Raw genomic sequence first — 24,364 nt, 5'->3', positions numbered from 1 at the left:
CGCTGGCTGAAACACTCAGCGCGCGTTACGCACACCCTCGGCCAATGCGGCACACAAACTCAGTACACCATCGATTGCCTGGGCCGGGGTATCGGCGCTGGCGATATGATCGATCAACGCCGAGCCGACCACCACGCCATCGGCCAATCGTGCGATCGCCGCGGCCTGCTCCGGTGTGCGGATGCCAAAACCAATGCTGATGGGCAAATCGGTATGACGACGCAGGCGGGTCACGGCTTCTTCGACGTGCTCCAGGGTGGCGGCGCCAGCACCGGTCACGCCCGCTACCGATACGTAGTAGACGAAGCCCGAGCTGCCGTTGAGTACGGTGGGCAGCCGCACATCGTCGGTGGTGGGCGTCGTCAGGCGGATGAAGTCCAGCCCCGCTGCCTGGGCCGGATCGCACAGCTCAGCGTTGTGCTCTGGCGGCATGTCGACCACGATCAGGCCATCAACGCCAGAATCCAGCGCCTCGCCGATGAAACGCTGAACGCCATAGCGATGGATCGGGTTGAAGTAGCCCATCAGCACCAGCGGCGTCTGGTTATTGTCCTTGCGGAACTCGCGCACCATCTGCAGGGTTTTCGCCAGGTTCTGCTGGGCGCCCAAGGCACGGATGTTCGCCAACTGGATCGCCGGGCCGTCAGCCATCGGGTCGGTGAACGGCATTCCCAACTCGATCACGTCGGCACCGGCCGCCGGCAGGCCCTTGAGGATCGCCAGCGACGTGTCGTAGTCCGGATCACCGGCCGTGACGAACGTCACCAGGGCAGCGCGGTTCAGTTGCTTGAGTTCGGCAAAACGGGTTTGCAGGCGGCTCATCAGTGTTTCTCCTGCTGGGACTGTTCCATGTGGTGCATCACGGTTTGCATGTCTTTGTCGCCACGGCCGGACAGGTTGACCACCATCAGGTGATCCTTGGGCAGGTTGGGCGCGCGCTTGAACACTTCAGCCAGGGCGTGGGCGCTTTCCAGCGCAGGAATGATCCCTTCCAGGCGGCAGCACTTGTGGAACGCTTCCAGGGCTTCGGCATCGGTGACCGAGGTGTACTGGACGCGGCCGATGTCGTGCAACCAGGCGTGCTCCGGGCCGATACCCGGATAATCGAGGCCGGCGGAAATCGAATGAGCGTCGATGATCTGGCCGTCGTCGTCCTGCAACAGGAAGGTGCGATTGCCGTGCAGCACACCCGGCACGCCGCCGTTCAGACTCGCCGCATGTTTACCGGTCTCGATGCCATAGCCGGCGGCCTCGACGCCGATGATGTCGACGCTCTTGTCGTCCAGGAACGGGTGAAACAGGCCCATGGCATTGGAGCCGCCACCGATGCACGCCACCAGGCTGTCCGGCAGGCGGCCTTCCTGGGCTTGCAGTTGATCGCGGGTTTCCTTGCCAATGACGGCCTGGAAGTCGCGCACCATGGCTGGGTAAGGGTGCGGGCCTGCCACCGTGCCGATCAGGTAGAACGTGCTGTCGACGTTGGTCACCCAATCGCGCAGCGCTTCGTTCATCGCGTCTTTCAAGGTGCCCGTGCCAGCCACCACCGGGATCACCTCAGCGCCCAGCAGCTTCATGCGGAACACGTTGGCCTGCTGGCGTTCGATGTCGGTGGTGCCCATGTAGATCACGCAATCGAGCCCGAACCGTGCGGCCACGGTGGCAGTGGCCACGCCGTGCATGCCAGCGCCGGTCTCGGCGATGATGCGTTTTTTACCCATGCGCCGCGCCAGCAGGATCTGGCCGATGCAGTTGTTGATCTTGTGGGCGCCGGTGTGGTTCAGCTCCTCGCGCTTGAGGTAGATCTTGGCGCCGCCGCAGTATTCGGTCAGGCGTTCGGCGAAATAGAGTGGGCTCGGACGCCCGACGTAATCGCGCTGGAAGTAGGCCAGCTCCTCGATAAACGCAGGATCTTCCTTCGCCGCTTCGTATTCACGGGCCAGGTCCAGGATCAGCGGCATCAGGGTTTCGGCCACATAGCGGCCGCCGAATGCACCGAACAGGCCATTGGCGTCGGGGCCACTGCGCAGGTTGAAAGGGGTCGTAGGCTGGGTCATCGGGGCGCTCCAGGCAAATGTGTAGAGAGACAATGAGGCTCACTCTACCCCTGACATTGCCCGCTGAAAACCGATAAGATCGCCACAACCTGTCAGGAAAACTCACAGATAAAATGCGTCACGATCTTCCTCCGCTCAACGCCCTGCGCGCCTTCGAGGCCACCGCCCGACTCAACAGCGTAAGCCAGGCGGCCGAACAACTGCACGTGACCCACGGTGCGGTCAGTCGCCAGCTCAAAGCACTGGAGGAACACTTGGGCGTGAGTCTGTTCGTCAAGGATGGGCGCGGCTTGAAACTCACAGATGCGGGCGCACGTCTGCGCGACGCCAGCAGCGACGCCTTCGAACGCCTGCGCAGCGTGTGCGCGGAACTGACCCAAAGCACGGCGGATGCTCCGTTCGTACTGGGTTGCTCGGGCAGCCTGCTGGCGCGCTGGTTCATTCCCCGCCTGGGCCGGCTCAATGCCGACTTGCCGGACCTGCGCCTGCACCTGTCCGCCGGTGAAGGCGACCTGGACCCCAGGCGACCGGGCCTGGACGCCTTGCTGGTCTTCGCCGAACCGCCCTGGCCAGCCGACATGCAGGTGTATGAGCTGGCGGTCGAACGCATCGGCCCGGTGATAAGCCCGCACTACGCCGGGTTCGCCCGGCTGCAAGGTGCCCCGGCCAATGCGCTGCTGGATGAGCCGCTGCTGCACACCACGTCCCGCCCCCAGGCGTGGCCGACCTGGGCACAGCAAAACGCCCTCGAATCCCGGGCACTGACATTCGGGCAAGGCTTCGAACATTTGTATTATTTGCTGGAGGCCGCCGTCGCCGGACTGGGCGTCGCTATCGCCCCCGAGCCGTTGGTGGCCGAGGACGTACGTGCCGGGCGGCTGGTCGCGCCCTGGGGCTTCGGTGAAACCCCGGCGCGACTGGCGTTGTGGCTACCCAAGCGCGCCGCGGACGGGCGCGCTCGTCAATTGGCCCAGTGGCTCAGGCATGAGTTGGGCCAACCGGCTCAGTCACCGCGTTTGCACAACAGGTAAGCGGCCAGCAGGCCAATGGCCCCCACCGCGACACCGGCCGTGGTCCAAGGGTGCTCTTGCGCGTAATCGCGAGTGGCGAGCCCGGTTTCGCGGGTTTTCACCTTGACCTCTTCATACGCATCGCTGAGCAGGTGCCGAGAATGTTTCAACGCACTTTCGGCATTCGCCTTGAGCGTCTTGAGGGTCTTGCGCGACTCATCAGAGGCGTCGTCCTTCAAGCTTTCCAACGACTTGAGCAGACTCTCGATCTCCGCTTCCATGCTTTGCAACGAGGCTTTACGTAACGAATTGCTGGCCATGGTGGCTCTCTCCTGCAGTGGTTGAGTGGTGTGAATTGGGACTCCAGCCATTTCTGAAAGTGCAGTAAATCTGAACTTTCCAGGGGCAAGCGGCGCCAGATGTAAGGCGAAAAATCGCTGCTAGGCTGTTAAAGACCCCTACAGGAGAACGTCATGACTGATCATCACACGTACAAGAAAGTCGAGCTGGTCGGCTCGTCTCCCACCAGCATCGAGGACGCCATCAACAACGCCCTCGCCGAGGCCAGCAAAAGCCTCAAGCACCTGGAATGGTTTGAAGTCACGGAAACCCGCGGACACATCGAAAACGGCCGGGCCGCGCACTTTCAAGTGACCATCAAGGTCGGATTCCGCATCGCCAACAGCTGAGGACAATGAACTTGCGCGCTGGCGGAGTGCCATAGGGACTGGCGATGCGCTATTGTCTGCGTGTCACGTCTTTCCAATACCTGCCCTATTTGATCCGACCAAGGAGTGCAAGCGATGAAAAAGTTAATGGTGGCCGTGGGTTTGCTGAGCCTTGCGGGTGGCGCATTTGCGGCCGGCAAGCCTTGCGAAGAGCTGAAAAGCGAAATCGCAGCGAAGCTGGATGCCAAGGGCGTGTCAGGTTATACCCTTGAAATTGTCGAAAAAAGCGCAGCGGCTGACGCCAAGGTCGTCGGCACCTGCGAAGCCGGCAGTAAGGTGATTACCTACAAACGCGGTTGATCTGATGCATACGAAAAGCCGACGCAATGCGTCGGCTTTTTCATGGCTGCAATTCAGCCTTTCATGACCTGGGCCAGCAGCTCATACGAGTGCAGGCGATCGGCATGTTCATACAGGTCGCTGGTGAAAATCAGCTCATCGGCCTGGGTTTGTTCGATCAACACGTCCAGCTTGGCGCGAATCTTCTGCGGGCCACCGACCATGGCCAGGCCAAGGAAGTCGCCAACCGCTTCTTTCTCATGAGGTAGCCAGAGCCCGTTCATGGACTCCACCGGCGGGCGCTGCACCAGGCTCTGCCCACGCATCAATGCCAGGATCCGCTGGTACACCGACGTCGCCAGATAATCGGCCCGCTCATCCGTGTCGGCGGCCACCAGTGGCACGCCGAGCATCACGTAAGGCTTGTCGAGCACCGCGGACGGTTTGAAGTGGTTGCGGTAGATGCGAATCGCCTCGTGCATGAAGCGCGGCGCGAAATGTGAGGCAAAGGCGTAGGGCAAACCGCGCTCACCGGCCAGTTGCGCGCTGAACAGACTGGAACCCAACAGCCACACCGGCACGTTGGTCCCGGTGCCCGGCATGGCAATGATGCGCTGCTCCGGCGTGCGCGGGCCGAGATAGCGCATCAGTTCGGCCACGTCATCAGGGAAGTCGTCGGCGCTGCCGGAGCGCTCGCGACGCAGCGCCCGGGCCGTCATCTGGTCGGAACCCGGCGCCCGGCCCAAGCCCAGATCGATTCGCCCGGGGTAGAGGCTTTCCAATGTGCCGAACTGTTCGGCAATGACCAACGGCGCATGGTTGGGCAACATCACCCCGCCGGAACCGACACGAATGGTCGAAGTGCCTCCCGCCAGGTAACCCAGCAGCACCGCCGTCGCGGAGCTGGCGATGCCATCCATGTTGTGATGCTCGGCCACCCAGAAGCGGGTGTAGCCATATTTTTCCACGTGCTGCGCCAAGTCCAGGGAGTTGCGCAGGGACTGGGCGGCATTGCCGTCGGCGCGAACGGGCACAAGGTCCAGGGTTGAGAATTTCACTTCGGACATCTGTTTCATGGGCCGGGGTCTCCAACGGCGTTCCGGGCTTTCCTAAGGGCGAAAGCCTGCCGTTTCTAAAGGTGTGTGCTATGCAATGTGGGCATATACCCGAGTTTCAATAGCAACAATGAATTTTCCTACTAAATTGGTCAACTAATCGACAGGATGAACTTTCCTGGCCGGTCTATCCTCACAACCCTGGTAATGACAAACACGGACGCGAAACCTCGCGCCGGACCTTGAGGAGGCAGACATGGCTATCATTAAGAAAGCATCGGCTCACTGGGAAGGTGACCTGAAAACCGGCATCGGCTCCATCTCCACTGAAACCGGTGTGTTGCGCGAAGCACCTTATGGCTTCAAGGCCCGCTTCGAAGGCGGCAAGGGCACCAACCCCGAAGAACTGATCGGCGCGGCCCACGCTGGCTGCTTCTCCATGGCGTTTTCGATGATTCTCGGCGAAGCCGGGCTCAAGGCTGACGCCATCGACACCAACGCCGACGTCACCCTGGATCAGGTCGATGGCGGCTTTGCGATCACCGCGGTAAAACTGACGCTCAAGGCCAAGATCCCCGGCGCCAGCCAGCAGCAGTTCGAAGAACTGAGCAACAAGGCCAAGGAAGGTTGCCCGGTTTCCAAGGTGTTGAACGCCAAGATCACCCTGGACGCGACCCTGGTGAGCTGACAAACCGAAGATCGCAGCCTCTGGGCCGCCGCAGGCTGCGGTCTTTTTACCCTGTCACCCCATCAGCAATCTGTGGTCGAATGAAGGTATGCAGTGTCTGCGCACAGGCAGTGCGCGCTGCCATGAGGAATTTCGAGCATGAAACGATTTGCCGTGGTGGTCATTGGTTGCGCCTTTGCCACATCCGCCCTCGCGGCGCCCAAACCGTGCGAAGAGCTCAAGGCCGAGATCGAAGCCAAGATCCAGGCGCAGGGCGTAACGTCCTACACGCTGGAAATCGTCACCAATGATGAGGTCCACGACCAGAACATGGTGGTGGGGACGTGCGAAAACGGCACGAAGAAAATCATCTACCAGAAGAACGACCGCTAGCCGCGCTACATCAGGCAATGGGCTTGTCGGTCTTCGGCGACCACTTCTCGCTTGGCGTTGTATAGCCTGGCGCTTGGGCTATAGGCCAGGTTACGGGCCTCCAGGCGATAGCGTTGGCCGGCCTCGAAGCCATCGTAGCGCACGGTCAGGTAGCACAGCCGCTCTTGCGGTTCGGAAAACATCCCCAACCCGCCACCACCGAACACCTCGAAGTCGAAGCGCACTTCCAGTTCGTGGCTGCCTGGTGACACCTGGAAAAACCGCCCATCCCGCAAGCGTTGCCCATCCAGGCTTTGCGCCATCAGGACCTTGCCACCCGGCGATGGCATGGCGAAATCGACCCAGGCCATGTTCGGGTCAACCGGGGGAAGCGGGGTCATTGCGCAGCCGCCCAGAGCAATGAGCGTCAGTATCGGTATAAGAGCGCGCATGTTCAGCGTCCTGGATAATCAGGCCCTGAGCATAGCGCCGATCAGCTTTGCTGGCAGCCTGCCGGCGTACCTTGCCCCACCACTTTGCGCTGTTGATCGTAGAGCTTGGCCCACGGCCGGAAACCAATGCTGCCGGCCTGCAACTGGTAACGCTGGCCAGCGTTGAAGTCTTTGAACTTGACGTTCAGCCGGCAATCACGCCACAGCGGCTCGGCATCCGGGCCGATGTTGCCGGGCTCGACGGCAAATTGATAACGCACCGTCAGCTCATGGCTGCCAGGCTGCACTTCGAAATAACGCTTGTCGATGGACGTCTTGTCGTCGACCTCCAACGCTTGCAACGCGGTGTCCTGATGGCTTCCCAGGTCAATCCACGCTTGGGACGGATCGGGGTCCGGCAGCCCGGCACAACCGGTCAGCAGCAAAAGGCCACTTGTCAGCATCAACACGCGCATAGCGAAGCTCCAGGCAAGCGAGATAGTCTTGTCGGCAGACTCTCCCAAGGTGATTCCAATTGATCAGGCCGCGTTCAAGCCATCGGTTACTCGACCGTGTTTTCCGGGTTTTGTTTCCAGGCCTCCTGCTTTTGTTACTCAACGGTTGCTCCAGTGTTGGCTACTACAGCCAGTTGGTCGGCGGACAACTGCGCTTGCTGCAAGCCCGCGAGCCGATCGACAAGGTGATTGCCGACCCCACGCGCGATGCCCAATTACGCACGCACCTGGCCCAAGCCCGCGAGGCCCGCGCGTTCGCCAGCGCCCACCTGCACCTGCCGGACAACAAGAGCTATCGCCTGTACGCCGACATTGGCCGGCCGTTCGTGGTCTGGAATGTCTTCGCCACGCCAGAGTTTTCCCTGGCGCCGCAAACCCATTGTTTCCCCATCGCCGGCTGCGTGGCCTACCGCGGCTACTACAGCCAGGGCGCCGCCCGTGGCGAGGCGGCCTTGCAGCGCTTGCAGGGCATGGACGTAGCGATTGGCGGCGTGGAGGCCTATTCGACCCTGGGCTGGTTCAACGACCCGATCCTGAGTTCGATGATGCACTGGGGCGACGAGCGCCTGGCGACGCTGATTTTTCATGAGCTGGCGCACCAGCGGTTCTATGTAAAGGACGACACCGAGTTCAATGAGTCCTTCGCCACCTTCGTCGAACAGGAAGGCACCCGGCAATGGCGCGCCAGCCGCGGCCTGGCGCCGGACAACGGCAAGCGGATGCAGCAGCGCGACCAATTCACCCAACTGGTGCTCGACACCCGGCAACGGCTGGAGACCCTCTACGCCCAGCCACTGCCAGCCGAGCAAATGCGCCAGCGCAAGGCACAGGCATTCGAACGCCTGCGCAGCGACTACGAACACCTGCGCGACAGCCAGTGGGCGGGCGACAAGCGCTACGATGCCTGGGTCTATGCGCCCATGAACAACGCCCGCTTATTGCCGTTCGGCCTGTACGACCAATGGGTCCCGGCGTTTGCGGCGTTGTACAGGCAGCAAGACGGAGACTGGGAGGCGTTCTATTCGGCGGTCGAGAAGCTTGGCAGGCTGCCTATCGAGGCGCGTAAAGCGGCGTTGAAGGCCCTGGCAGCGCCGAAGACATCGGCTGATTGAACGGGCCTTTTCGCGAGCGGGCTGCACGGCATCCGTGGGGGCGAGCCTACTCGCGAAGTCGGTCAACCTATACGCCAACCTAGCGCCCCTTCTTCCAGAGATAGGCCCCCACCACCATCCCCAGCCCACACAACACCGCCACATAGTAAGCCGGCCCCATCGGGTTTTCCTTGAGCAGCAGGCTGACGACCATCGGGGTCAAGCCACCGAAAATGGCGTAGGCCACGTTGTAGGAAAACGACAGGCCACTGAAGCGCACCACCGGCGGGAACGCCTTGACCATGACGTAGGGAACCGCGCCGATGGTGCCCACCAGCAGCCCGGTCAGGGCGTACAGCGGGAACAGCCAATCAGGGTGCTCGGCCAGGCTGTGGTAGAAGGTCCAGGAGCTGGCCAGCAAGGCGGCGCAGCCGAACACAAAGACACGGCCCGCGCCGAAGCGATCCGCCAGGGCGCCGGCGAGGATGCAACCAATGGTCAGCATCACAATCGCCACGCTGTTGGACTGCAACGCGGTGGTCGGTGCGAAGTGGTAGACCGTCTGCAGCACGGTCGGGGTCATCAGGATCAGCACCACGATGGCGGCGGACAACAACCAGGTCAGCAGCATCGACACGACAATGGCGCCGCGATGGTCGCGCAGCACCGCGCGCAGCGGCACTTCCTCGGCCAGGGCCTTGCGCAACTGCAACTCGGCGAACACCGGGGTTTCGTGCAGCCAGCGGCGCAGGTACACCGAGAACAGCCCGAACACGCCACCCAGCAGGAACGGAATCCGCCAGGCGTAATCGGCCACTTCCACGGGCGTATAAAGGCTGTTGATCGCGGTAGCGACCAGCGAACCCAGCAGAATGCCTGCCGTCAAGCCGGAGGTCAGGGTGCCGCAGGCATAGCCGATATGGCGCGCCGGCACGTGTTCGGATACGAATACCCAGGCGCCTGGCACTTCGCCGCCAATGGCTGCACCCTGGATCACGCGCATCAGCAACAGCAGGATCGGCGCCCACATGCCGATCTGCGCGTAGGTCGGCAGCAGGCCCATGATCAGGGTCGGCACGGCCATCATGAAAATGCTCAGGGTGAACATTTTCTTGCGCCCCAGCAGGTCGCCGAAGTGAGCCATGATGATCCCGCCCAACGGCCGGGCCAGGTAGCCGGCGGCAAAGATGCCAAAGGTCTGCATCATGCGCAGCCACTCGGGCATTTCGGCAGGGAAGAACAATTTGCCGACCACGGTGGCAAAGAACACGAAAATGATGAAATCGTAGAACTCCAGCGCACCGCCCAGGGCAGATAGCGACAAAGTCTTGTAATCGTTGCGAGTCAGTGGACGTGCGGGTTGTGCGGGCGTCGCCGTGCTCGAAGGCGCAGTGGTCATGGCAAGGGCTTCTCTTATAGTCGATTCTGCCGGCCGGAGGATAGTTGGGGCCTGGGCAGGTTCGGCACCATAGCAAATTGTTCGAAAAAGCACATAGAGGCGCGTAATTGACAGTCGAAAACAGCACCGGGTGGTCGTCTCTACGTCTATCGCCCGATATACTCGCAACCTGCAACACTCTGTAAGGGGTTGCTGTGCGAAAACGTCGTTGGCGGTGTAGGGCCAGACAGAACCAGCCGGTTTCGCAGAGTCTCCCTTTGGCACGCCTTTACGAAAAACGTGATGAACGTAGCCTCTTCGGGCTGAATCGTTTTTTACAAGGACGGCTATTCACCTGAAGCACCAGACAGCGTTACGGGTCAGAGGCCCCTCGGCATGATAGAGCTCGAACAAGAAGATCCAATCCCGCAAGGCGACCTGGCCCTGCAAATCACCGCGCTTCCGCGCGAGACCAACGGCTTTGGCGATATTTTCGGCGGCTGGCTGGTGTCCCAGATGGACCTGGCCGGCACCGCCATGGCCAGCAAGGTCGCCGGCGGCCGCGTGGCGACCGTGGCGATCGATCGCATGGCCTTCCTGGTGCCCGTGGCCGTGGGCGCACAGCTGTCGTTCTATACCCAGGCACTGGAAATCGGCCGTAGCTCGATCCAGATGATGGTTGAGGTCTGGAGCGACGATCCGCTGTCCAGCGAGTGGCGTAAAGTGACCGAGGCGGTGTTCGTCTTCGTCGCCATCGACGGCAGTGGACGCACCCGCTCGGTACCGCCACGCGCGCGTTAAACGCGGCGGCCGTTTTGCGGTCCATCGTAGCCCCTGTTCCAGAGCGAGATTGCCCCATGTCCACGCCCAACGTCGAAGCCGTCAAACTGGATGAACTGAACGCTTGGCGGATCCGCCACGGTCAGGCCGAGTTGCTGGTGGCCCAGCAAGGCGCGCATATCCTCAGCTATCAAGTGGACGGCCAGCCGCCGCTGATCTGGCTCAACGACCAAGCGACGTTCAAGGCCGGCAAGAGCATCCGCGCCGGCGTGCCGGTGTGCTGGCCATGGTTCGGCAACCTGACACGCAACCCCGACAGCGTGCAAGCCATGCGCGTGAGCAACGACCCGGCCACGGCCCACGGCCTGGTGCGGACGATGGATTGGGAACTGCAAGGCATCGAGGCCCAGGGCGAACGCCTCAAGGTGGAGTTCGTGCTGCCTTACCCCGAGAACGGCCTGCCGGGCTGGCCTCACCAGGTGGACCTGACGCTGACCATCGAAATGGACGAGCAGTTGCACATCAGCCTGACCAGCCACAACCGTGGCAGCGAAACCGTCAGCCTCAGCCAGGCGCTGCACAGCTATTTCGCCGTGAGCGACGTGCGCAACGTGCATGTCCAAGGCGTCGACGGCCTGAGCTATATCGAAACCCTGGACGACTGGAAAACCGTCACCCAGGCCGGCGACCTGCACTTTGCCGGCGAAACCGATCGCATCTACCTCGATACCCCGCCAACACTGAGCATCGTCGATGCGCACTGGCAACGACGGATCGAACTGACCAGCCGCGGCTCGCGCTCGGCGGTTATCTGGAACCCCTGGACCGAACGCGCCAAGGCCTTCAGTGACATGGCCGACGACGGCTGGCAGCGCATGCTGTGCATCGAAACGGCGAATGTCATGAATGACGTGGTGACGCTGCTGCCCGACGCCAGTCATACCCTGGGCGTGAGCATCGGCAGCAAGCCGCTCTAATCCTCACGCCTGCGCCTGTGGGGCGAGCCTGCTCGCGAAAGCGATCAACGCCGCCCCCTCACCACCACAACCTCCCCTTGCTGAAAACATCGCGCAATTGCGCCGCACGGATAGCCCGTCGGCCCGGATCGAACGCCAAGGCCAAGCGCAGCGCCGGCCAACAGCGCCCGGGAAGGTTGCGCGGTGCCTTGAGTTGGCGTTCCAGGCGGGCAGCGCGGGCCTGGGTGGACGGCAAGCGGCGAAACGGGTGGCTACCGCTGGCCAGCTCGTACAACAAACAAGCCACGCCATAGATGTCGGCCGCCGGCGACAGGGCCGACCCCTCCAGCAGTTCCGGCGCGGCATAGGCGGGTGTCCAGGCGTTGAGGCGTTTGCGGTCAAGGTTGGCCAAGCGCGTCAACGGCCCCCTCTGTGCCTGGCCCAAACCGAAATCGAACAAACGCAGTTGTGCTTCACCCAACATGACATTGCTGGGCTTCACGTCGCCGTGCAGTACACCCCGCCCGTGGGCATACGCCAAGGCATCGAGCAGCGGCACGGCAATCGCTTGTAACTCGCGCCAGGGCACGCCCTGCGGACGCTCGCAAAGCAGCTGGTCGAGGGTCTGGCCGCGCATGAGCTCCATGGTGATGAACGCCTGCCGGTGGATCGCGTCCACTTCAAAACTGAACGGGCGCAGCACGTTCGGGTGATGCAAATGCTGGCTCAGGGCAAACTCGCTGAACAGCAGCGCACTGGCGTCGGGGGATGCGTTGAAGGGCTCGCTGAGCATTTTCAGCGCGATGTAGGGCGCGGGGTCACCGAACTGTTCGTGCAGCAGATCCCGAGCGCGGTACACGAGCCCCATGCCGCCCGCCCCCAGTAAACGCTCCAGACGAAAACGCCCGGCCAGGACCCGCGGCGCTTGGCTGGCGTCGCGTTCGGTCGCGACCACCGCCGGCGGGGCATCGGCGAAGGCGAAATAGGTGTGCTGGCCGCCCTGTACACTCACCGCCGGATCACCACCGCCGTAAGGTTATCCCGCGCCGCGCCACCCAGAACCTCGTCAAACAACCGCTCCACCGCCGAACACGGTGAAGCCAGCCCCAGCGCGCCGCCCAAGGCCTCTGCGCCAAGGCCTTGATACAGGCCATCACTGCACAGCAAGAACGTATCACCGGGATACACCGCCAGTTCCAATGTCTCCAGCGTCAATTCTTGCTCGGCGCCCACCGCACGGGTCAGTGCCTTGCCCGCGGGGTGCGCACAGGCCTCGGCGCGGCTGATGCGTTGGGTGTCGATGAGTTGCTGTTGCAGGGAGTGGTCCTTGGACAGCTGATACAACCGCCGGCCGCGCCAGAGGTAGCAGCGGCTGTCGCCGGCCCAGATGCAGATGCCATGGTTGCCTTCCAATAGCAGCACCACCACCGTGCTGCCCATCATACCGGGATGACGCTCGGTGACGGTCAGCTCCTGGCTAAGCCGCCGATTGCTCCAGCGCAAGCAGCGACGCACTGCACTGGCGCGTTCATAGAGGTCTGGATGCATCGGTAACTCGGCCAGGTGGGCAACAATCAGCTGGCTGGCAATGTCACCGCCCCTGTATCCGCCCATTCCGTCGGCAACGGCCCATACCCCCTGTTGCGGACATTCTAGAAAGGCATCCTCATTACGCGTCCGGACCTTACCGGTATCCGTGCGCGCTGCACTGCGCCAGGGGCCATCGGTCTGCATCAGAGTTGCACCGGCATTCGAAATGTCCGCAATGCAGCCATGTCGAAGGGGTTCGGTGTGCGCTGGCTTGTCAGCAGGTAGTTCGCACGTAATCCGCCCAAATCGGCCTTGAGCACAGCCACATCGCGCCCGCTCAGGTATTCGGTTGGCATCAGGTCGAACATGCGAAACAGCGACCAGGGGCCGGTATTCTTTTCGATGCCCACGCCTCGCCCGACCATTTTTTCCAACACCAAAGCCGTTCGCCCGTTCTGCTCGTCGCTGGGCCAGGTGAACGTCCGGGGCAGGATCGGACCATGGCGGTACTCGAGCGTCCTGCCGCCAAAGCTGAATTCAGAGCGGCTCACCGTAGGATCGAGGGTGTAGGGCTCAAGTGTGAACTGCACCTGTGGTTCAGTCGGGTTATGCGCGAAGAAGCTGCGGCGAATAGTGTCCGTCGTCGTCATCTGGTCGAGAAAGCCCCTGGACATCGGCAAACTTTGCCCATCGATGCTGCGCAGCCTGTAGTGCCCCGCAGTCCCACTGACGAAAGGCCGTAGGTAGCGTTCGAAGAATTGATCGACAATGCCATCACTCCTGAAAAACTCCCGGAAATCATCGAGTGCCACGTCACTGACGCTGTGGGCGTTGAACGGGTACCGTTTGTCGATCGCCTTGCCGTAAAAGCTGTACAGCTCGCTCTGATAGCGCTGGTTCAGATAGCGGTACGAATCACTGAGTACCAAGCGCCAACTGTCCTCGGCCAGCCCGTTGAACCAGGCACTAACCGGACGCGGCAGCCGAACTGACGCACTGCGCAAGTGACTCAATGCATCACGGTGCCCTCCCATGCGGCCTCGAGCCAACTCGAACGCGGCGTGCTCCGGCGCACCGGCTCGGGCCAGGCTCGCCAACTGCAACTGCAGGTCATCGAGAGCCCGCAAGGCCTGGTTCAGATCAGCAGTCGGGCCGTTGTCCGCGTCCAGCAGCCGATGCAGTGGTTCGAAACGTCGTTGCAAGGATTTTCGTGCAGTGTCTGGTAGCTTTTCGGTCAGGGAATCAGCGGCTTTCCCCACTGCCACAGCGAGTTTTTCAACAGAGCCGCCTTCCCCTGCCGTTTGCGCCACAGCGACTACTCGTTCGGCCCCCACCTGGATCCGTGTGTTTTCACGCACCTGCACCAGCAACTGCAAAATGGGCGAATGCGCCGAAGCCAGCCCTGCGAGCTGCTCGGCTCCTGTCCCAGTGCCGGTCATCGGCTGCAAGGTCACTCGACCGATCGCTTCACTCCAGCGGTCGGCATAGTCGCGAAAATACAGTTGTTCCAGCTCGGCCATCAGGCGACGCATGTCCATGTGGCTGAGACTTTCGCCATCACCCAGCACCCAGTTATCTCGCAAGAGTTCAGTGACCAGGACCGTCCCTTGAGTCGAAAAGTACCGCTCAAAACCCTGTCGGGTGTAGAAGCCAGGAATCACATGATCGGTGCCGACCAACAACGCGCCCTGTGAACCCAGATGATGGCTGAGCCGATAGTGCGGTAGATGGCTGGCCTGTTCATGCAACATCCTGTACACGACAACGGCCAGGGATTCACTGCGCAGGACTTCCCTTGCCTGTGCCACCAGCGACTCGTCCAGCGCAAGGGAGAAGGGCTGCTCCAATAAACGCGCAAAATGACTATTCAAGCCCTCTTGAAGCACAGTGTCGCCAGCGTAGCGAAGAGACCAATCCTTGCCCAACCGGTCCTTGAGCCACTCGGTGTCACGACGCTCGCGCAGATTCAGCATCAGGTACGCGCGCAAGCTGTTGAACAATTGCTCGCGATCATGACGGTTGTCACGGATATGCTCTTCCAATCGCAATGCGACCCTGGACAGCAGTTGAGCCTGCAATTCCCGCACATACGCGTCGGTCACCGCTTGATTGCTGGCTTTACCCTGGTACAAACCAATGCGTTCATACAAGGGCACTGCCGTTAAGGGTGGAAAAACCTGGGTGGCTTCGAAACGGGTATCAAGTGATCGAAGCATCGCGACCCAGTCATCGTCTGTCACAGCAGTCGATTGCTGCTGATCCCAGCGCTGCGCCAATGCGCGCAAGCTTTCCAGGCGTTCGTGATTGGTCGAAAAACCGTTCGCCCACAACACCCCAAATACGCCAAGGACCATCAATCCGGCAAGGTACGAAGTCCGCTGCCCCCAGTTGATAAGGCGGCGCTCACGCTGATCGAGGTCGACCCGATCGGCCTCTGGAAAGATCACCCGAGTGACCAGGTGACGGATGAATCGAGGCGAATCGCCAGACGGGGCGTTGCTGGCCCAAGCGCCAGAATTTCCCAGCCCAACGTCCGGTTTCATGGCCAAGCTGGGGCGTGGGGCGCAGGTTAGATAGAAGCCACGCAGGCAACGATTACTTCCGGTGAATGCCTGCTCGACCAGCAAGCAAAGATTGCCGCCGAGTTGCTCAAGTTGGTGCGGGAAATCAAGAATGCAGCTACGACGCCGGGTATCGCGCTCCTGATGCATGCGCAGGAGGACCTGGCTGTTGATCCGCTGCAGCAACGCTTCGAAGTTGTCGCGCAACTCGGTCACGTCGATTGCATGGTGATCTCGACTGAAACTGGCTCCAAGCACCTGGTCGCGCTCTTCGCGAGCCAGCGAATCGAAAAACTCATTGAAACCAGGCACACAGTCCGCTTTGCTCAGGACCAGATACACCGGTACATCGACGTGCAGCCGTCGCCTGAGTTCCTGTAGCCGGCCCTGGATCTGTCGAGCCAGAGCGGTTACCTCCCCCTCGCCGCCCAGCAGCAAAAGTTCGGTCGGAACCATCAAGAGCACACCGCTCAATGGCCGACTCCGGCGACGTTTTTTCAGTAACTCAAGCAGCACGGTCCACGCGCTGCTGTCGACATCGCCGTTGCTTTGGGTGAGAAAGCGCCCGGCTGTGTCGACCAAGACCGCGTGTTCAGTGAAATACCACTCGCAATATCGAGTACCCGACGTATCGCTGGGCGGAGCACGCTCACCTCGGTCGAGAAACTCCAGGCCCGAGCCTTCCAGCAGGCTGGTCTTGCCGCTGGCGGGCGGACCTACCAGCAAGTACCACGGCAGATCGTTGCGCCAGCGTTGACCCTGGCCAGGATAAAAACCTGCGGACTTTAGCGTTCTTAGCGCCTTACTGAAGCGCGAGCGCACTTCGCGCCGCTCGTTATCGAGCCTTGTGCGATGCGAGCCACGTGACTGATCAGTGTTGCTTTCCTGAACCGTCGCGGGCGAACCGACACGCCCATTAGCGAAGACCATACCCAGGCCCCACCCCAGTGTAAGTACACTGACACTCAGCAGCCTGGCGACAGGGCTTGCCCAGAACTTGTAGTCATTGATTGCCAGCAGTGGGCCGACAAACCACACCAGCAGCGACGCACAAAGCACCAGCAGCAGCGACCAGACCCAGGTTTGACGAACCCAGGTATCGATTTTTCTGTAAAGCAATTTCATGACACATCCCTGTTCAAGGCAGCCGCTTGGCGGTGACCGGTTCCAGCAGTTGGTAAGGTTGCAGCACGCTTTGGCGTTGCTCGGCCAGTACCCAGGCGAAGCTCGAATACATCACGCCCAGGCACAACACCGTAAAGGCCGCCACCGCCCAGACCGGGACAATGCGCATTGGACGGCGACGCATGCCACCTGCGCCTTCCCAGTGAGGTGACAGTTCGCGCGGGGCGTCGCCGCGTACCTGGCGAATCAGCCGGTACAAGGTATCGCGCAGGCCTTCGAGCTCAAGCACCCCGCGAGCTTGAACCCGGTATTTGCCTTCAAAACCCAGGGACAGGCACAGATACATCAACTCAAGCATCGGCAGGTGCTTGACGGGGTTCTTCGACAATCGATCAATCAACTGGAAGACTTTTTCGCCACCGAAGGTTTCATTGTGGAACGTGCTGAGCAGACTCAGCTTCGACCAGTCGCTGCCCTGCCCCCAGGGCGTGGTGACGACCGCCTCGTCAATCACGGTGCAGAGTACATAGCGTGCAGCGATCAACTGCGTGCTCTCGACATCCGCCTTTAAGGCTCGGGCCTCGAACCGCTCCAGGTCCAGGCACAACTCGCGCTTGAGTGCCAGCAGGTCCCCACGTTCCTGACCGTACTTGAGCTGCACCACTTGCGATAACAATTCGGAGGCCGCTGCCACCAACGGGTTGAGACTGGCATTGAATACCTGGGACGGCGGCAATTGCGCCGCATAGATCATTCGTTCCTGCAGGTGCTCCATGCGCGGCGACGCGACAGCATCGGTCAAGGGGCCCGAAGCAGGGCGCTGCCCATGATGGTCGAGCAAGACTGTCGCTTCGTCTTGAGGATTTTCCTTCTCCATGTCGTTCAATTCCTGATGGCCCAAAAATTCAGTTCAAGTTCGGAAAAATCACCAGAAACATGGAATGCAAAGCCTGCTGAGCGCCTCAACAGAGCCAGGTCTTCGGTGCCCGGTTCGAGAATGAAATAGGTTTTGTTGGCATGAAATGCGATCTGTCGCGGCGCTACCGGTAGAGGTCTGATCCTGATGCCTGGCAGATGCAGGTTGACCAACTGGCGGATACGTTCCACCGAACCGATCTTGAGGTGCGACGGCAGTCGATGACGCAGCTCATCACTGTCACAGTTAGCACTTGCCGCCAGCACAAACGAGGCGGAGTCCAGAAGCGAAAGATCCTTCACCGGCGAAACGGTGATGCCGTATTGACGCGCCTGCATTTGCAACTCGATTGCATGCTGCTCGAGCACCATCGACAGCGCCTGACGAATCGCCTGCATCAAGTGACGAAAACACATGCCTTGGTTACTGTGCTGATAACGGTTGTTGAACGAGGGGCGTTTACTGTCACCGGAGAATGTCGCCAGTTCGCCCAACAGCGCCAGCAACGTTCGATACAGCGTTTCCGGATGCACATGCTCCAGGTCCAGATAATGACGTAGCAACAGTTCGCTGCGGTTGATCAGTTGCAACATCATAAAATCACCCACCTGGGCGCCACCCGCCTTGCCATGGGCGCCGATTCGCTCGGCGAGGCTATCGCCCCGATGGGCGAGCATGCCGAGGACTTCCTTGAGGCAAGACAGCAGATAGGGCGATGAAGCAGCCTGGATGAAGGTCGGCACGAAGTCCGGATCGAGCCTGATAACGCCATCGGCCGTGGTGTCGAGTACCTCACACAGCTTGAGCTTCACGAACGCGTCATCGCTCTGTTGCTCTCCCAACAGCAGACGCAGGTCCGGACGACCACAGCTGATCTGGCTTGCGCCGGTTTCTCCGGCATTGGAGTCAGCCACCTGTGCATCGTAGACGGTGTAGCGCGCCAGTACGTCGGACTGTTCCGGACGACGGGACTCGATGTGATTACCGGTCACCAGGGGCAAAGCGAGGTAGATGGGTGTATTGCGGGTATTGGAAGGGACTTCCAGGACCAGCGGTTCGGCGTGACCACCCAGCTCGAACAGACTGCCATCCGGCAGGATCCCGCTGGCCTGGCTGACCACCAGTTGGCCCATGTTAAGAAACTGCAGATCGATTTCCAGCCCCAGGAATCCCCACGCATAACGGCTCAACAACCGAGTGCGGACCTTCAACTGGTGATCGAAGTAACGATCGTTATGCTGCAGGTGTTGCGGGCGCAGGAGCATGCCTTCCTGCCAGACGACCTTATCGTGATTCATTGGTCATCCACCTTGGCCAGAGGGTTGGTAATCCCGTCTTGAGCGAGGATCAGGCTCGCCTCGGTCAACTGCGCCGGCGCAACCGGTAATGTGTAGCGCCATCGCGCGTGCGGCAGGTCTCGGTACGCCGCGAGCAGGCCAACGTAACGACCATCGCCGGTAAGACCCAACCTGAGCTCGACGCTGTCGCCCGGGCGCAACTCCAATTCTTCACTGTCCACCAGATCGGGCGACAGCGTTTCCCTCGCGCGCTCATAGAGGCTGAAGAAGTCTGCGTTCTCAAACGCAACCGGCTGCCTCAGTTCAAACAACCGAACCACCACTGGCGACGGCCGCCCATTGAGGTCGGGATTGAGCTGGTCGCTGGCGGCCAGTGTGAGATTGAGTTTGGTCATCGTCGAGAATGGCGACCAGACGGCGCAACCGCTCAACAAAAGCGTTACGACAAAAGCTGTAAGCGTCCTGCAGAAGAACATCGTGAAACGGGGCATGGTCGTCATCCGTGGCGATCGATAGGCGGGGAGGAAATCAGGCGAGCTTGCTCTTCATAGGCCTGGGCAGTTCGCTGGAACCATTGCGCAGCTGTGATCGCCAGGGATTCACGGGCTGCCTTATCCAGGTCATTGAGGTCCATGCCCAACGCGTGGCCGAAGCGTCCCCAGAAACTGTCATCCGGATAGTCGCTTGGCGGATGGCGCTTGAACTCAATATCGGCCGGAGCCTCGACCAGTTCCGGCAACAACAGGTTTTCTACATCGAGACGAGCGGGGTTCAAGCTCCCGAATCTGCTGCGCGTTCGTGCAACAGGATTTATCAGCTCATCGATGTCCAGGGAGGTACGCTCCTGTTGATCGAGAGCTTTAAGTGGGTCCAGATCCAGAAACGCGTCATCCGGGATCAGCCGATCGCCCGACGCCAGGTGGCCTGGTTCGGCAATGCTACGAGTGAGTCCGCAGACCTGCCGCACCCGGATCTGGAAATCCCCCATGATGTAGGTATTAGCGTCCTTTATCCGCACCGGCTTGCCTTTGGGCAGGGGCAGGCCACTCTCGCGGTCGATCGTACCGTTGGCGCTGAGATCGGTCAGGCAAAACACACCTTCACGAAAGCTCACCAATGCGTGCTGCTTGGACACCACGCGCTGGCAGTCAGGGATGATCCAGTCGCAGTCCTCACCTCGGCCTATGACACCTCCGGCCGGCCCGAAAGCTTTCCGGCAATGCCGTACGGCGCCAGGTCGGCCGGGGTTCAGCATCTCGAGAACAAGTTCCATCTATAGAAGCTCCTCGGCTCATTTGCCGCGGTTGAGCGCTTGTGGATCACCCAGAGGGCGATAAACGCTGTCGTTGAATGTGTAATTGCTGTTGCACCCGGCAAGGCTGCAGGACATGACGCAGGACAAAGCAAATGCGGACCAGGAAAAGACACGCATGGAAATGGCTCCAGGGCTAATGGGTGACGCGGCAATGGATACGTCGAGACAAGGAAAGGATCAGTCATCGAAATCACCGCGCTGAATGTTCAGGCGCTCGAGACGGTAAAGCAGAGTGCGCAGTGGAAGGCCCAGTTCACGGGCGGTACGAGCCTTGTTGCCGCCAAATTCGCGCAAACCATCGATCAAAAGATTTCGCTCGATCTGCATCATCCGCTCTCGCAGACTTACACGACCGCGCTCCACCGGGCTCTCGATGCGCAACCCGAAATGCTCGACAAGCAGCTCGTGGCCCTCGCACAACAGCACAGCTCTTTCCACGATACTTTTGAGTTCGCGTACGTTTCCCGGGAAACCGTAGGCGCTCAGATGGTCAAGCGCCGCATCCGACCAGCTCACCGGATCGCGCTGCAAGAGTGCACAAGCCTTGTCGGCAAAGTGTCGCGCCAGCTCGATAATGTCCCCATCACGCTGGCGCAATGAGGGCAACTGGATCGGAAACTGGGCCAGGCGGTAGTACAGGTCCTCGCGAAACTTGCCCTCCTTCATCAACTGCTTCAGGTCCCGATGGGTAGCTGCAATGATCCGCACGTCGACGCTGTGAGTTTCATTGGACCCCAACGGACGGATCTCACCTTCCTGCAGCACTCGCAGCAGTTTCGCCTGGAGGGACAATGGCATGTCGCCGATCTCATCGAGTAACAACGTGCCTCCGTTGGCGGCATCGAACAGCCCGACACGGTCCCGATCAGCCCCGGTAAAAGCCCCCTTGCGATAGCCGAAAAGCTCACTTTCCAGCAGGTTTTCGGGCACCGCTGCGCAGTTCTGCACAACGAGTGCCTTGGCCCGACGCTGACTGGCGTCATGAATGGCGCGGGCCACTACCTCCTTGCCAGTACCGGTCTCGCCCCGCAGCAGGATGGTAAAAGGACTGTGCACGACCTTACTGATCATCGAACAGGTCTTGCGCATCGCGGCACTCTTACCGATCAGGCCGTAGTCATTGGCGCTCGGCAGGTTTCGATTGATGGATTGGAGTTCGCCGACGGAACGACGCAGGCGTTGCAACAGGCGGAGTTGGCCCAGCGCAAACGTTCCAAGATGCCCCAGGGACTCGGCAAACCCATGGAGGTCGAGGTGGTTTTCACTGGCACACAGCAATACACCATCAGCGGTCCCTCGGGAGTTGACGAGAGGGATGCAGAGCATCGATTGCCACGGCGTAGCCCGGCCTGGCAGAAATCCGGTTTCATGGAGGCTGTCGCTTAACGCATCGAGGCATACGACACGGTTCTGGCGCAGCACAAATTGCAAAAGTGGCTCGTGGTTGTAGTCGCAGGGAAGATTTGTCTGATCACGGTTCTGCAGATGCCCCTCCAGGCATTCGGCGTTCAACCCCAAATGATCACGGGCTGCATCGAGCAAGTACAACTGGGCCAGTTCACACCCGCTAAGTCGAGCAGCACCTTGGATGAAATGCCCCACCAGCACAGCCTCGTCCTCCAGGCGCGAAAGACTGGAAAACTGCAGTAGAAGCGCCTGGGCATAGGCAAGCGGTTGCGGAACACTCTCGAACATGACACTCACCTCAAGTGAACTCACACGCTACGTTGGCTTCGCTGTTGAGCATCGCGTGGACGTGCCGCAGGGGTTCCTCGGCCGCCTTGGAAACAAGCAGCCGATCGGCCACCAGCGGCATCAAGTGCAGATCGAGCAAACGGTCAATCAGCCGCGCGCCACTGTCGCTGCGAGTGCAGTGTCCTACCAGGTGATCCACGAGACGCGCGCAATAGCTGAAGCCCAACTGACGACGACGCAGCCGCTCGCCCAAGCGATCGAGTTTGAGCTCCACCAATTCACGCAGGACTGATCCGCCAACCGGGTAATAGGGAACGACACACATGCGTGCCAACAGTGCAGGTTTGAAATGTTTGCCGAGGATTGGGCGAATGCACGCCTCGAGGCGTTCTGTGCTCGGCGGCGCGCCGCTCTCGCACAGTTCAGTGATCCGCTCACTGCCCAGGTTCGACGTCATCAGGATCAGCGTGTTGCGAAAATCAATCTCTCGACCCTCGCCGTCGTTGGCCAGGCCTTTGTCGAAGATCTGGTAAAACAGGTTCATCACATCCGAGTCGGCCTTCTCGACTTCATCCAACAACACCACTGAATAGGGCTTTTGCCGCACGGCTTCCGTCAGCATTCCACCCTCGCCAAAACCGACATAGCCGGGTGGCGCACCGATCAGTCGGGAAACCGTGTGCTTTTCCTGGAACTCGGTCATGTTGAAAGTGGTTAGAAAACGATCACCGCCATACAACAGGTCGGCCAGCGCATGGGCCGTCTCTGTCTTGCCGACGCCGCTCGGCCCCACCAACAGGAACACGCCCACCGGAGCGTCGGGTTTGTTCAGGCCGGCAGCGGCGGCGCGGACTACGCGGTCAAGCGCCTGAACGGCCTGCTCCTGACCCCGTATGCGAGCTCGCAGGTCAGTCGCAAAACTGGCGATGTTTACATCATGCTCTTGCGCCAACTGCGCCAGGGGAATGCCGGTCCACGCACTGATGACTTCAGCCACCAGACGCGGGCAAACCTCGTAGCTGACCAGACGTTCCCGGGCTTGTGCAGCCACCAGGGTGTCGCGGGTTTCGCGCAATGCCGACTCCAGAGTCTCGATGCTCAGGGCTTGATCAGCCACGGTTTCCCGCGCACCGATCAGTTGGCGGCGCAGCGACAGCAGACGCTCCGCAAGGATGCGTTGCTCGGTCCACTGAGTTTCCAGCGCCTGGCACTCGGTTTCGACGGTATCCAGGCGCGCCTCCAGTGCCTCCAAGACCTGAGCATCGATCGAGAGGCCGGCTTCGGCGTCGCGACGCAGCGCCTGGCGCTGACGCTCACCTTCGGCCAGTTCGCTGCGTAACCGCTCAAGGTTTTGCGGTGCGCTGGCCAAGCTGATACGCACGCGAGCGCAAGCGGTATCGAGCACATCGACGGCTTTATCGGGTAGTTGGCGTCCGGTCAGGTAACGGGCCGACCATTGAGCCGCCGCGACCACCGCATCATCGCGCAGGTAGATACCGTGGCTGCTCTCATAGGCCGGGGCGAGACCGCGCAGAATGGTCACCGCTTGACTGACTGTCGGCTCATGCAGTTGCACTGGTTGAAAGCGACGGGTCAGTGCCGGGTCTTTTTCAAAGTATTTTTTGTACTCGACCCACGTGGTAGCCGCGATAGTACGCAGCTCCCCCCTGGCCAAGGCGGGCTTGAGCAAATTGGCTGCATCCGAGCCACCAGCATTGCTACCGGCACCGATCAAGGTGTGGGCCTCGTCGATGAACAGGATGATGGAGCCGGATGATGTCCTGATCTCGTCGATCACGCCCCTGAGGCGTCGCTCGAACTCGCCTTTTATACTGGCGCCGGCCTGTAGCAACCCCATATCCAGCGAAAGCACTTCAACATCTTCCAGGACGGATGGCACTTCTCCGGCTGCAATACGCAGCGCCAGACCTTCGACAATGGCTGTCTTGCCGACGCCCGCATCTCCCACCACGATTGGATTGTTTTTGCGCCGTCGCACGAGAATGTCGATCATCTGCCTGATCTCGCCGTCCCGACACAGCACCGGGTCAAGGCCACCCTCACGGGCCTGCCGGGTTAGGTTATGGGTAAAGCGCTCCAGCGAGGAGCCTGCCGCTTGAATGGACGGACAGTCGCGCGACCGGATTTGCAGTGAAAGGGCGAAATCCTTCAGCCGATCAGTGTTCAACCGGGCCAAAAAAATGCTGCAGGAGCGGCCTGTATAGCGAGCGGGGTTACGGAGCAATGCCAGGATCAAGGCCGCCTGGTCGATCAGTTCTTGCTCAAGTTCAAGCGTCGCCACCGACAGCGCATCCTGCAACCATTGCACCAGCTCTGGCGCGAACACCGGATTACAGGACGCGCTATGTTCCATCCGCGGTTGCAAGGTGGCAGACAGCTCTTGGGCGTTTACCTGAGCATCTTGTAATGCGCGTTCGAGCAGGCCTCGGGGCCGCTCCAACAACCTCAGCAGCAGATCTTCCGCCAGGACTTTATCGGCACCACGCGCCACACAATGCTCGGCAGAACGCTCCAGATCATCCCGGGTTTCGGCATCCAATGCCTGTATGAGTCGCTGAAGATCTACGTTGATCATGTCATCCATTTC

Annotated in this window: 25 protein-coding genes; 8 read left to right on the top strand and 17 right to left on the bottom strand. The window is 60.7% G+C overall.

Going from position 1 to position 24,364, the window contains the following annotated elements; all coding sequences use genetic code 11:
* Positions 1-15 precede the first annotated feature (15 nt).
* The gene (trpA, locus tag V5F23_RS00550; RefSeq protein WP_042730547.1) at positions 16-822 is read right to left on the bottom strand and encodes a tryptophan synthase subunit alpha; all 807 of its coding nucleotides are present in this window, start codon (positions 820-822) and stop codon (positions 16-18) included.
* Positions 822-2,054: a tryptophan synthase subunit beta gene (gene trpB / locus V5F23_RS00545; protein ID WP_047739317.1), complete on the bottom strand. Its 1,233-nt coding sequence runs from the start codon at positions 2,052-2,054 to the stop codon at positions 822-824. The genes trpA and trpB overlap by 1 nt, the downstream gene beginning before the upstream one ends.
* A 113-nt stretch (positions 2,055-2,167) precedes the next feature.
* Between trpB and V5F23_RS00540 the strand changes: the two genes are divergently transcribed.
* A complete protein-coding gene (locus tag V5F23_RS00540; RefSeq protein ID WP_123579329.1) occupies positions 2,168-3,085 on the top strand; it encodes a LysR family transcriptional regulator in 918 nt (305 codons plus the stop codon).
* Here V5F23_RS00540 and V5F23_RS00535 read toward each other — a convergent pair.
* A complete protein-coding gene (locus V5F23_RS00535; protein WP_042730550.1) occupies positions 3,058-3,384 on the bottom strand; it encodes a DUF883 family protein in 327 nt (108 codons plus the stop codon). The two genes, V5F23_RS00540 and V5F23_RS00535, sit on opposite strands and share 28 nt — an antisense overlap.
* A gap of 153 nt (positions 3,385-3,537) precedes the next feature.
* Between V5F23_RS00535 and V5F23_RS00530 the strand changes: the two genes are divergently transcribed.
* Positions 3,538-3,753, top strand: a complete 216-nt coding sequence (locus tag V5F23_RS00530) for a dodecin (protein ID WP_042730551.1) — start codon at positions 3,538-3,540, stop codon at positions 3,751-3,753.
* A 114-nt stretch (positions 3,754-3,867) separates the two neighbouring features.
* Positions 3,868-4,092 carry a DUF1161 domain-containing protein gene (locus tag V5F23_RS00525; protein ID WP_338497249.1) on the top strand — a complete coding sequence of 75 codons (225 nt, stop codon included), beginning with the start codon at positions 3,868-3,870 and terminating at the stop codon, positions 4,090-4,092.
* Between the two features lie 53 nt (positions 4,093-4,145).
* On the opposite strand, the gene V5F23_RS00520 is transcribed toward V5F23_RS00525, so the two are convergent.
* The gene (locus V5F23_RS00520; protein WP_123579328.1) at positions 4,146-5,147 is read right to left on the bottom strand and encodes an LLM class flavin-dependent oxidoreductase; all 1,002 of its coding nucleotides are present in this window, start codon (positions 5,145-5,147) and stop codon (positions 4,146-4,148) included.
* A gap of 235 nt (positions 5,148-5,382) precedes the next feature.
* Here V5F23_RS00520 and V5F23_RS00515 point away from each other — a divergent pair, with 235 nt between their 5' ends.
* Positions 5,383-5,814, top strand: a complete 432-nt coding sequence (locus tag V5F23_RS00515; RefSeq protein WP_042730554.1) for an OsmC family protein — start codon at positions 5,383-5,385, stop codon at positions 5,812-5,814.
* A 138-nt stretch (positions 5,815-5,952) separates the two neighbouring features.
* Positions 5,953-6,186 carry a DUF1161 domain-containing protein gene (locus V5F23_RS00510; RefSeq protein ID WP_047739321.1) on the top strand — a complete coding sequence of 78 codons (234 nt, stop codon included), beginning with the start codon at positions 5,953-5,955 and terminating at the stop codon, positions 6,184-6,186.
* Between the two features lie 5 nt (positions 6,187-6,191).
* On the opposite strand, the gene V5F23_RS00505 is transcribed toward V5F23_RS00510, so the two are convergent.
* The gene (locus V5F23_RS00505; protein WP_042730556.1) at positions 6,192-6,617 is read right to left on the bottom strand and encodes a lipoprotein; all 426 of its coding nucleotides are present in this window, start codon (positions 6,615-6,617) and stop codon (positions 6,192-6,194) included.
* A gap of 41 nt (positions 6,618-6,658) precedes the next feature.
* On the bottom strand, positions 6,659-7,072 hold the full coding sequence (locus V5F23_RS00500; protein ID WP_042730557.1) for a hypothetical protein: 414 nt from the start codon (positions 7,070-7,072) through the stop codon (positions 6,659-6,661).
* Between the two features lie 59 nt (positions 7,073-7,131).
* Here V5F23_RS00500 and V5F23_RS00495 point away from each other — a divergent pair, with 59 nt between their 5' ends.
* Entirely contained in the window at positions 7,132-8,223 is a 1,092-nt protein-coding gene (locus V5F23_RS00495) for an aminopeptidase (protein ID WP_338497245.1), read from the top strand.
* A gap of 79 nt (positions 8,224-8,302) precedes the next feature.
* Here V5F23_RS00495 and V5F23_RS00490 read toward each other — a convergent pair whose 3' ends face one another.
* On the bottom strand, positions 8,303-9,601 hold the full coding sequence (locus V5F23_RS00490; protein WP_042730559.1) for an MFS transporter: 1,299 nt from the start codon (positions 9,599-9,601) through the stop codon (positions 8,303-8,305).
* Positions 9,602-9,976: 375 nt separating this feature from the next.
* Between V5F23_RS00490 and V5F23_RS00485 the strand changes: the two genes are divergently transcribed.
* Both V5F23_RS00485 and V5F23_RS00480 read left to right on the top strand, forming a co-directional pair.
* Complete coding sequence (locus V5F23_RS00485) at positions 9,977-10,381, top strand: acyl-CoA thioesterase (RefSeq protein WP_003177184.1); 405 nt, start codon at positions 9,977-9,979, stop codon at positions 10,379-10,381.
* Between the two features lie 56 nt (positions 10,382-10,437).
* Positions 10,438-11,337, top strand: a complete 900-nt coding sequence (locus tag V5F23_RS00480) for a D-hexose-6-phosphate mutarotase (RefSeq protein ID WP_123579326.1) — start codon at positions 10,438-10,440, stop codon at positions 11,335-11,337.
* A gap of 58 nt (positions 11,338-11,395) precedes the next feature.
* Here the strand turns inward: V5F23_RS00480 and V5F23_RS00475 are convergent, their stop codons facing one another.
* From V5F23_RS00475 to tssH, 10 genes are read right to left on the bottom strand one after another with little or no spacing between them, the layout of a single operon-like run.
* Complete coding sequence (locus tag V5F23_RS00475) at positions 11,396-12,271, bottom strand: serine/threonine-protein kinase (protein ID WP_259697654.1); 876 nt, start codon at positions 12,269-12,271, stop codon at positions 11,396-11,398.
* 53 nt (positions 12,272-12,324) lie between these two features.
* Positions 12,325-13,050, bottom strand: a complete 726-nt coding sequence (locus V5F23_RS00470) for a protein phosphatase 2C domain-containing protein (protein WP_042728890.1) — start codon at positions 13,048-13,050, stop codon at positions 12,325-12,327.
* Positions 13,050-16,532, bottom strand: coding sequence for a type VI secretion system membrane subunit TssM (gene tssM / locus V5F23_RS00465; RefSeq protein ID WP_338497242.1), 3,483 nt, complete (start codon positions 16,530-16,532; stop codon positions 13,050-13,052). Before tssM ends, V5F23_RS00470 begins: the two co-directional genes overlap by 1 nt.
* A 13-nt stretch (positions 16,533-16,545) precedes the next feature.
* On the bottom strand, positions 16,546-17,409 hold the full coding sequence (icmH, locus tag V5F23_RS00460) for a type IVB secretion system protein IcmH/DotU (protein ID WP_042728874.1): 864 nt from the start codon (positions 17,407-17,409) through the stop codon (positions 16,546-16,548).
* A gap of 5 nt (positions 17,410-17,414) precedes the next feature.
* Complete coding sequence (gene tssK / locus V5F23_RS00455; protein ID WP_123579323.1) at positions 17,415-18,746, bottom strand: type VI secretion system baseplate subunit TssK; 1,332 nt, start codon at positions 18,744-18,746, stop codon at positions 17,415-17,417.
* The gene (tssJ, locus tag V5F23_RS00450) at positions 18,743-19,237 is read right to left on the bottom strand and encodes a type VI secretion system lipoprotein TssJ (protein WP_338497236.1); all 495 of its coding nucleotides are present in this window, start codon (positions 19,235-19,237) and stop codon (positions 18,743-18,745) included. Before tssJ ends, tssK begins: the two co-directional genes overlap by 4 nt.
* Before the next feature lie 5 nt (positions 19,238-19,242).
* Complete coding sequence (tagH, locus tag V5F23_RS00445; protein ID WP_338497234.1) at positions 19,243-20,019, bottom strand: type VI secretion system-associated FHA domain protein TagH; 777 nt, start codon at positions 20,017-20,019, stop codon at positions 19,243-19,245.
* Between the two features lie 18 nt (positions 20,020-20,037).
* Positions 20,038-20,178, bottom strand: a complete 141-nt coding sequence (locus V5F23_RS00440; protein WP_080922034.1) for a type VI secretion protein — start codon at positions 20,176-20,178, stop codon at positions 20,038-20,040.
* Between the two features lie 60 nt (positions 20,179-20,238).
* Positions 20,239-21,756, bottom strand: a complete 1,518-nt coding sequence (locus V5F23_RS00435; protein WP_042728876.1) for a sigma-54-dependent Fis family transcriptional regulator — start codon at positions 21,754-21,756, stop codon at positions 20,239-20,241.
* A 10-nt stretch (positions 21,757-21,766) separates the two neighbouring features.
* Positions 21,767-24,352 (bottom strand): type VI secretion system ATPase TssH, encoded by a 2,586-nt coding sequence (tssH, locus tag V5F23_RS00430; RefSeq protein WP_338497232.1) that lies wholly within the window; start codon positions 24,350-24,352, stop codon positions 21,767-21,769.
* Positions 24,353-24,364 lie beyond the last annotated feature (12 nt).

The sequence above is a fragment of the Pseudomonas sp. WP18 genome, from assembly GCF_036689585.1.
In the GTDB taxonomy this organism is placed as follows: domain Bacteria; phylum Pseudomonadota; class Gammaproteobacteria; order Pseudomonadales; family Pseudomonadaceae; genus Aquipseudomonas; species Aquipseudomonas chlororaphis_E.
This window is presented reverse-complemented; position numbering and strand designations above follow the sequence as displayed.

Bases quoted from the DNA above. Each gene is read 5' to 3' on its own strand.
- V5F23_RS00480 (WP_123579326.1), top strand. From the start codon at position 10,438: ATGTCCACGCCCAACGTCGAAGCCGTCAAACTGGATGAACTGAACGCT.
- icmH (WP_042728874.1), bottom strand. From the start codon at position 17,409: ATGGAGAAGGAAAATCCTCAAGACGAAGCGACAGTCTTGCTCGACCAT.
- V5F23_RS00440 (WP_080922034.1), bottom strand. From the start codon at position 20,178: ATGCGTGTCTTTTCCTGGTCCGCATTTGCTTTGTCCTGCGTCATGTCC.
- tssK (WP_123579323.1), bottom strand. From the start codon at position 18,746: ATGAATCACGATAAGGTCGTCTGGCAGGAAGGCATGCTCCTGCGCCCG.
- V5F23_RS00515 (WP_042730554.1), top strand. From the start codon at position 5,383: ATGGCTATCATTAAGAAAGCATCGGCTCACTGGGAAGGTGACCTGAAA.
- tssM (WP_338497242.1), bottom strand. From the start codon at position 16,532: ATGAAATTGCTTTACAGAAAAATCGATACCTGGGTTCGTCAAACCTGG.
- V5F23_RS00490 (WP_042730559.1), bottom strand. From the start codon at position 9,601: ATGACCACTGCGCCTTCGAGCACGGCGACGCCCGCACAACCCGCACGT.
- V5F23_RS00505 (WP_042730556.1), bottom strand. From the start codon at position 6,617: ATGCGCGCTCTTATACCGATACTGACGCTCATTGCTCTGGGCGGCTGC.
- V5F23_RS00485 (WP_003177184.1), top strand. From the start codon at position 9,977: ATGATAGAGCTCGAACAAGAAGATCCAATCCCGCAAGGCGACCTGGCC.
- V5F23_RS00470 (WP_042728890.1), bottom strand. From the start codon at position 13,050: ATGCAGACCGATGGCCCCTGGCGCAGTGCAGCGCGCACGGATACCGGT.
- tagH (WP_338497234.1), bottom strand. From the start codon at position 20,019: ATGGAACTTGTTCTCGAGATGCTGAACCCCGGCCGACCTGGCGCCGTA.
- tssH (WP_338497232.1), bottom strand. From the start codon at position 24,352: ATGATCAACGTAGATCTTCAGCGACTCATACAGGCATTGGATGCCGAA.
- trpB (WP_047739317.1), bottom strand. From the start codon at position 2,054: ATGACCCAGCCTACGACCCCTTTCAACCTGCGCAGTGGCCCCGACGCC.
- V5F23_RS00540 (WP_123579329.1), top strand. From the start codon at position 2,168: ATGCGTCACGATCTTCCTCCGCTCAACGCCCTGCGCGCCTTCGAGGCC.
- V5F23_RS00525 (WP_338497249.1), top strand. From the start codon at position 3,868: ATGAAAAAGTTAATGGTGGCCGTGGGTTTGCTGAGCCTTGCGGGTGGC.
- tssJ (WP_338497236.1), bottom strand. From the start codon at position 19,237: ATGCCCCGTTTCACGATGTTCTTCTGCAGGACGCTTACAGCTTTTGTC.
- V5F23_RS00510 (WP_047739321.1), top strand. From the start codon at position 5,953: ATGAAACGATTTGCCGTGGTGGTCATTGGTTGCGCCTTTGCCACATCC.
- V5F23_RS00530 (WP_042730551.1), top strand. From the start codon at position 3,538: ATGACTGATCATCACACGTACAAGAAAGTCGAGCTGGTCGGCTCGTCT.
- V5F23_RS00520 (WP_123579328.1), bottom strand. From the start codon at position 5,147: ATGAAACAGATGTCCGAAGTGAAATTCTCAACCCTGGACCTTGTGCCC.
- V5F23_RS00435 (WP_042728876.1), bottom strand. From the start codon at position 21,756: ATGTTCGAGAGTGTTCCGCAACCGCTTGCCTATGCCCAGGCGCTTCTA.
- trpA (WP_042730547.1), bottom strand. From the start codon at position 822: ATGAGCCGCCTGCAAACCCGTTTTGCCGAACTCAAGCAACTGAACCGC.
- V5F23_RS00535 (WP_042730550.1), bottom strand. From the start codon at position 3,384: ATGGCCAGCAATTCGTTACGTAAAGCCTCGTTGCAAAGCATGGAAGCG.
- V5F23_RS00500 (WP_042730557.1), bottom strand. From the start codon at position 7,072: ATGCGCGTGTTGATGCTGACAAGTGGCCTTTTGCTGCTGACCGGTTGT.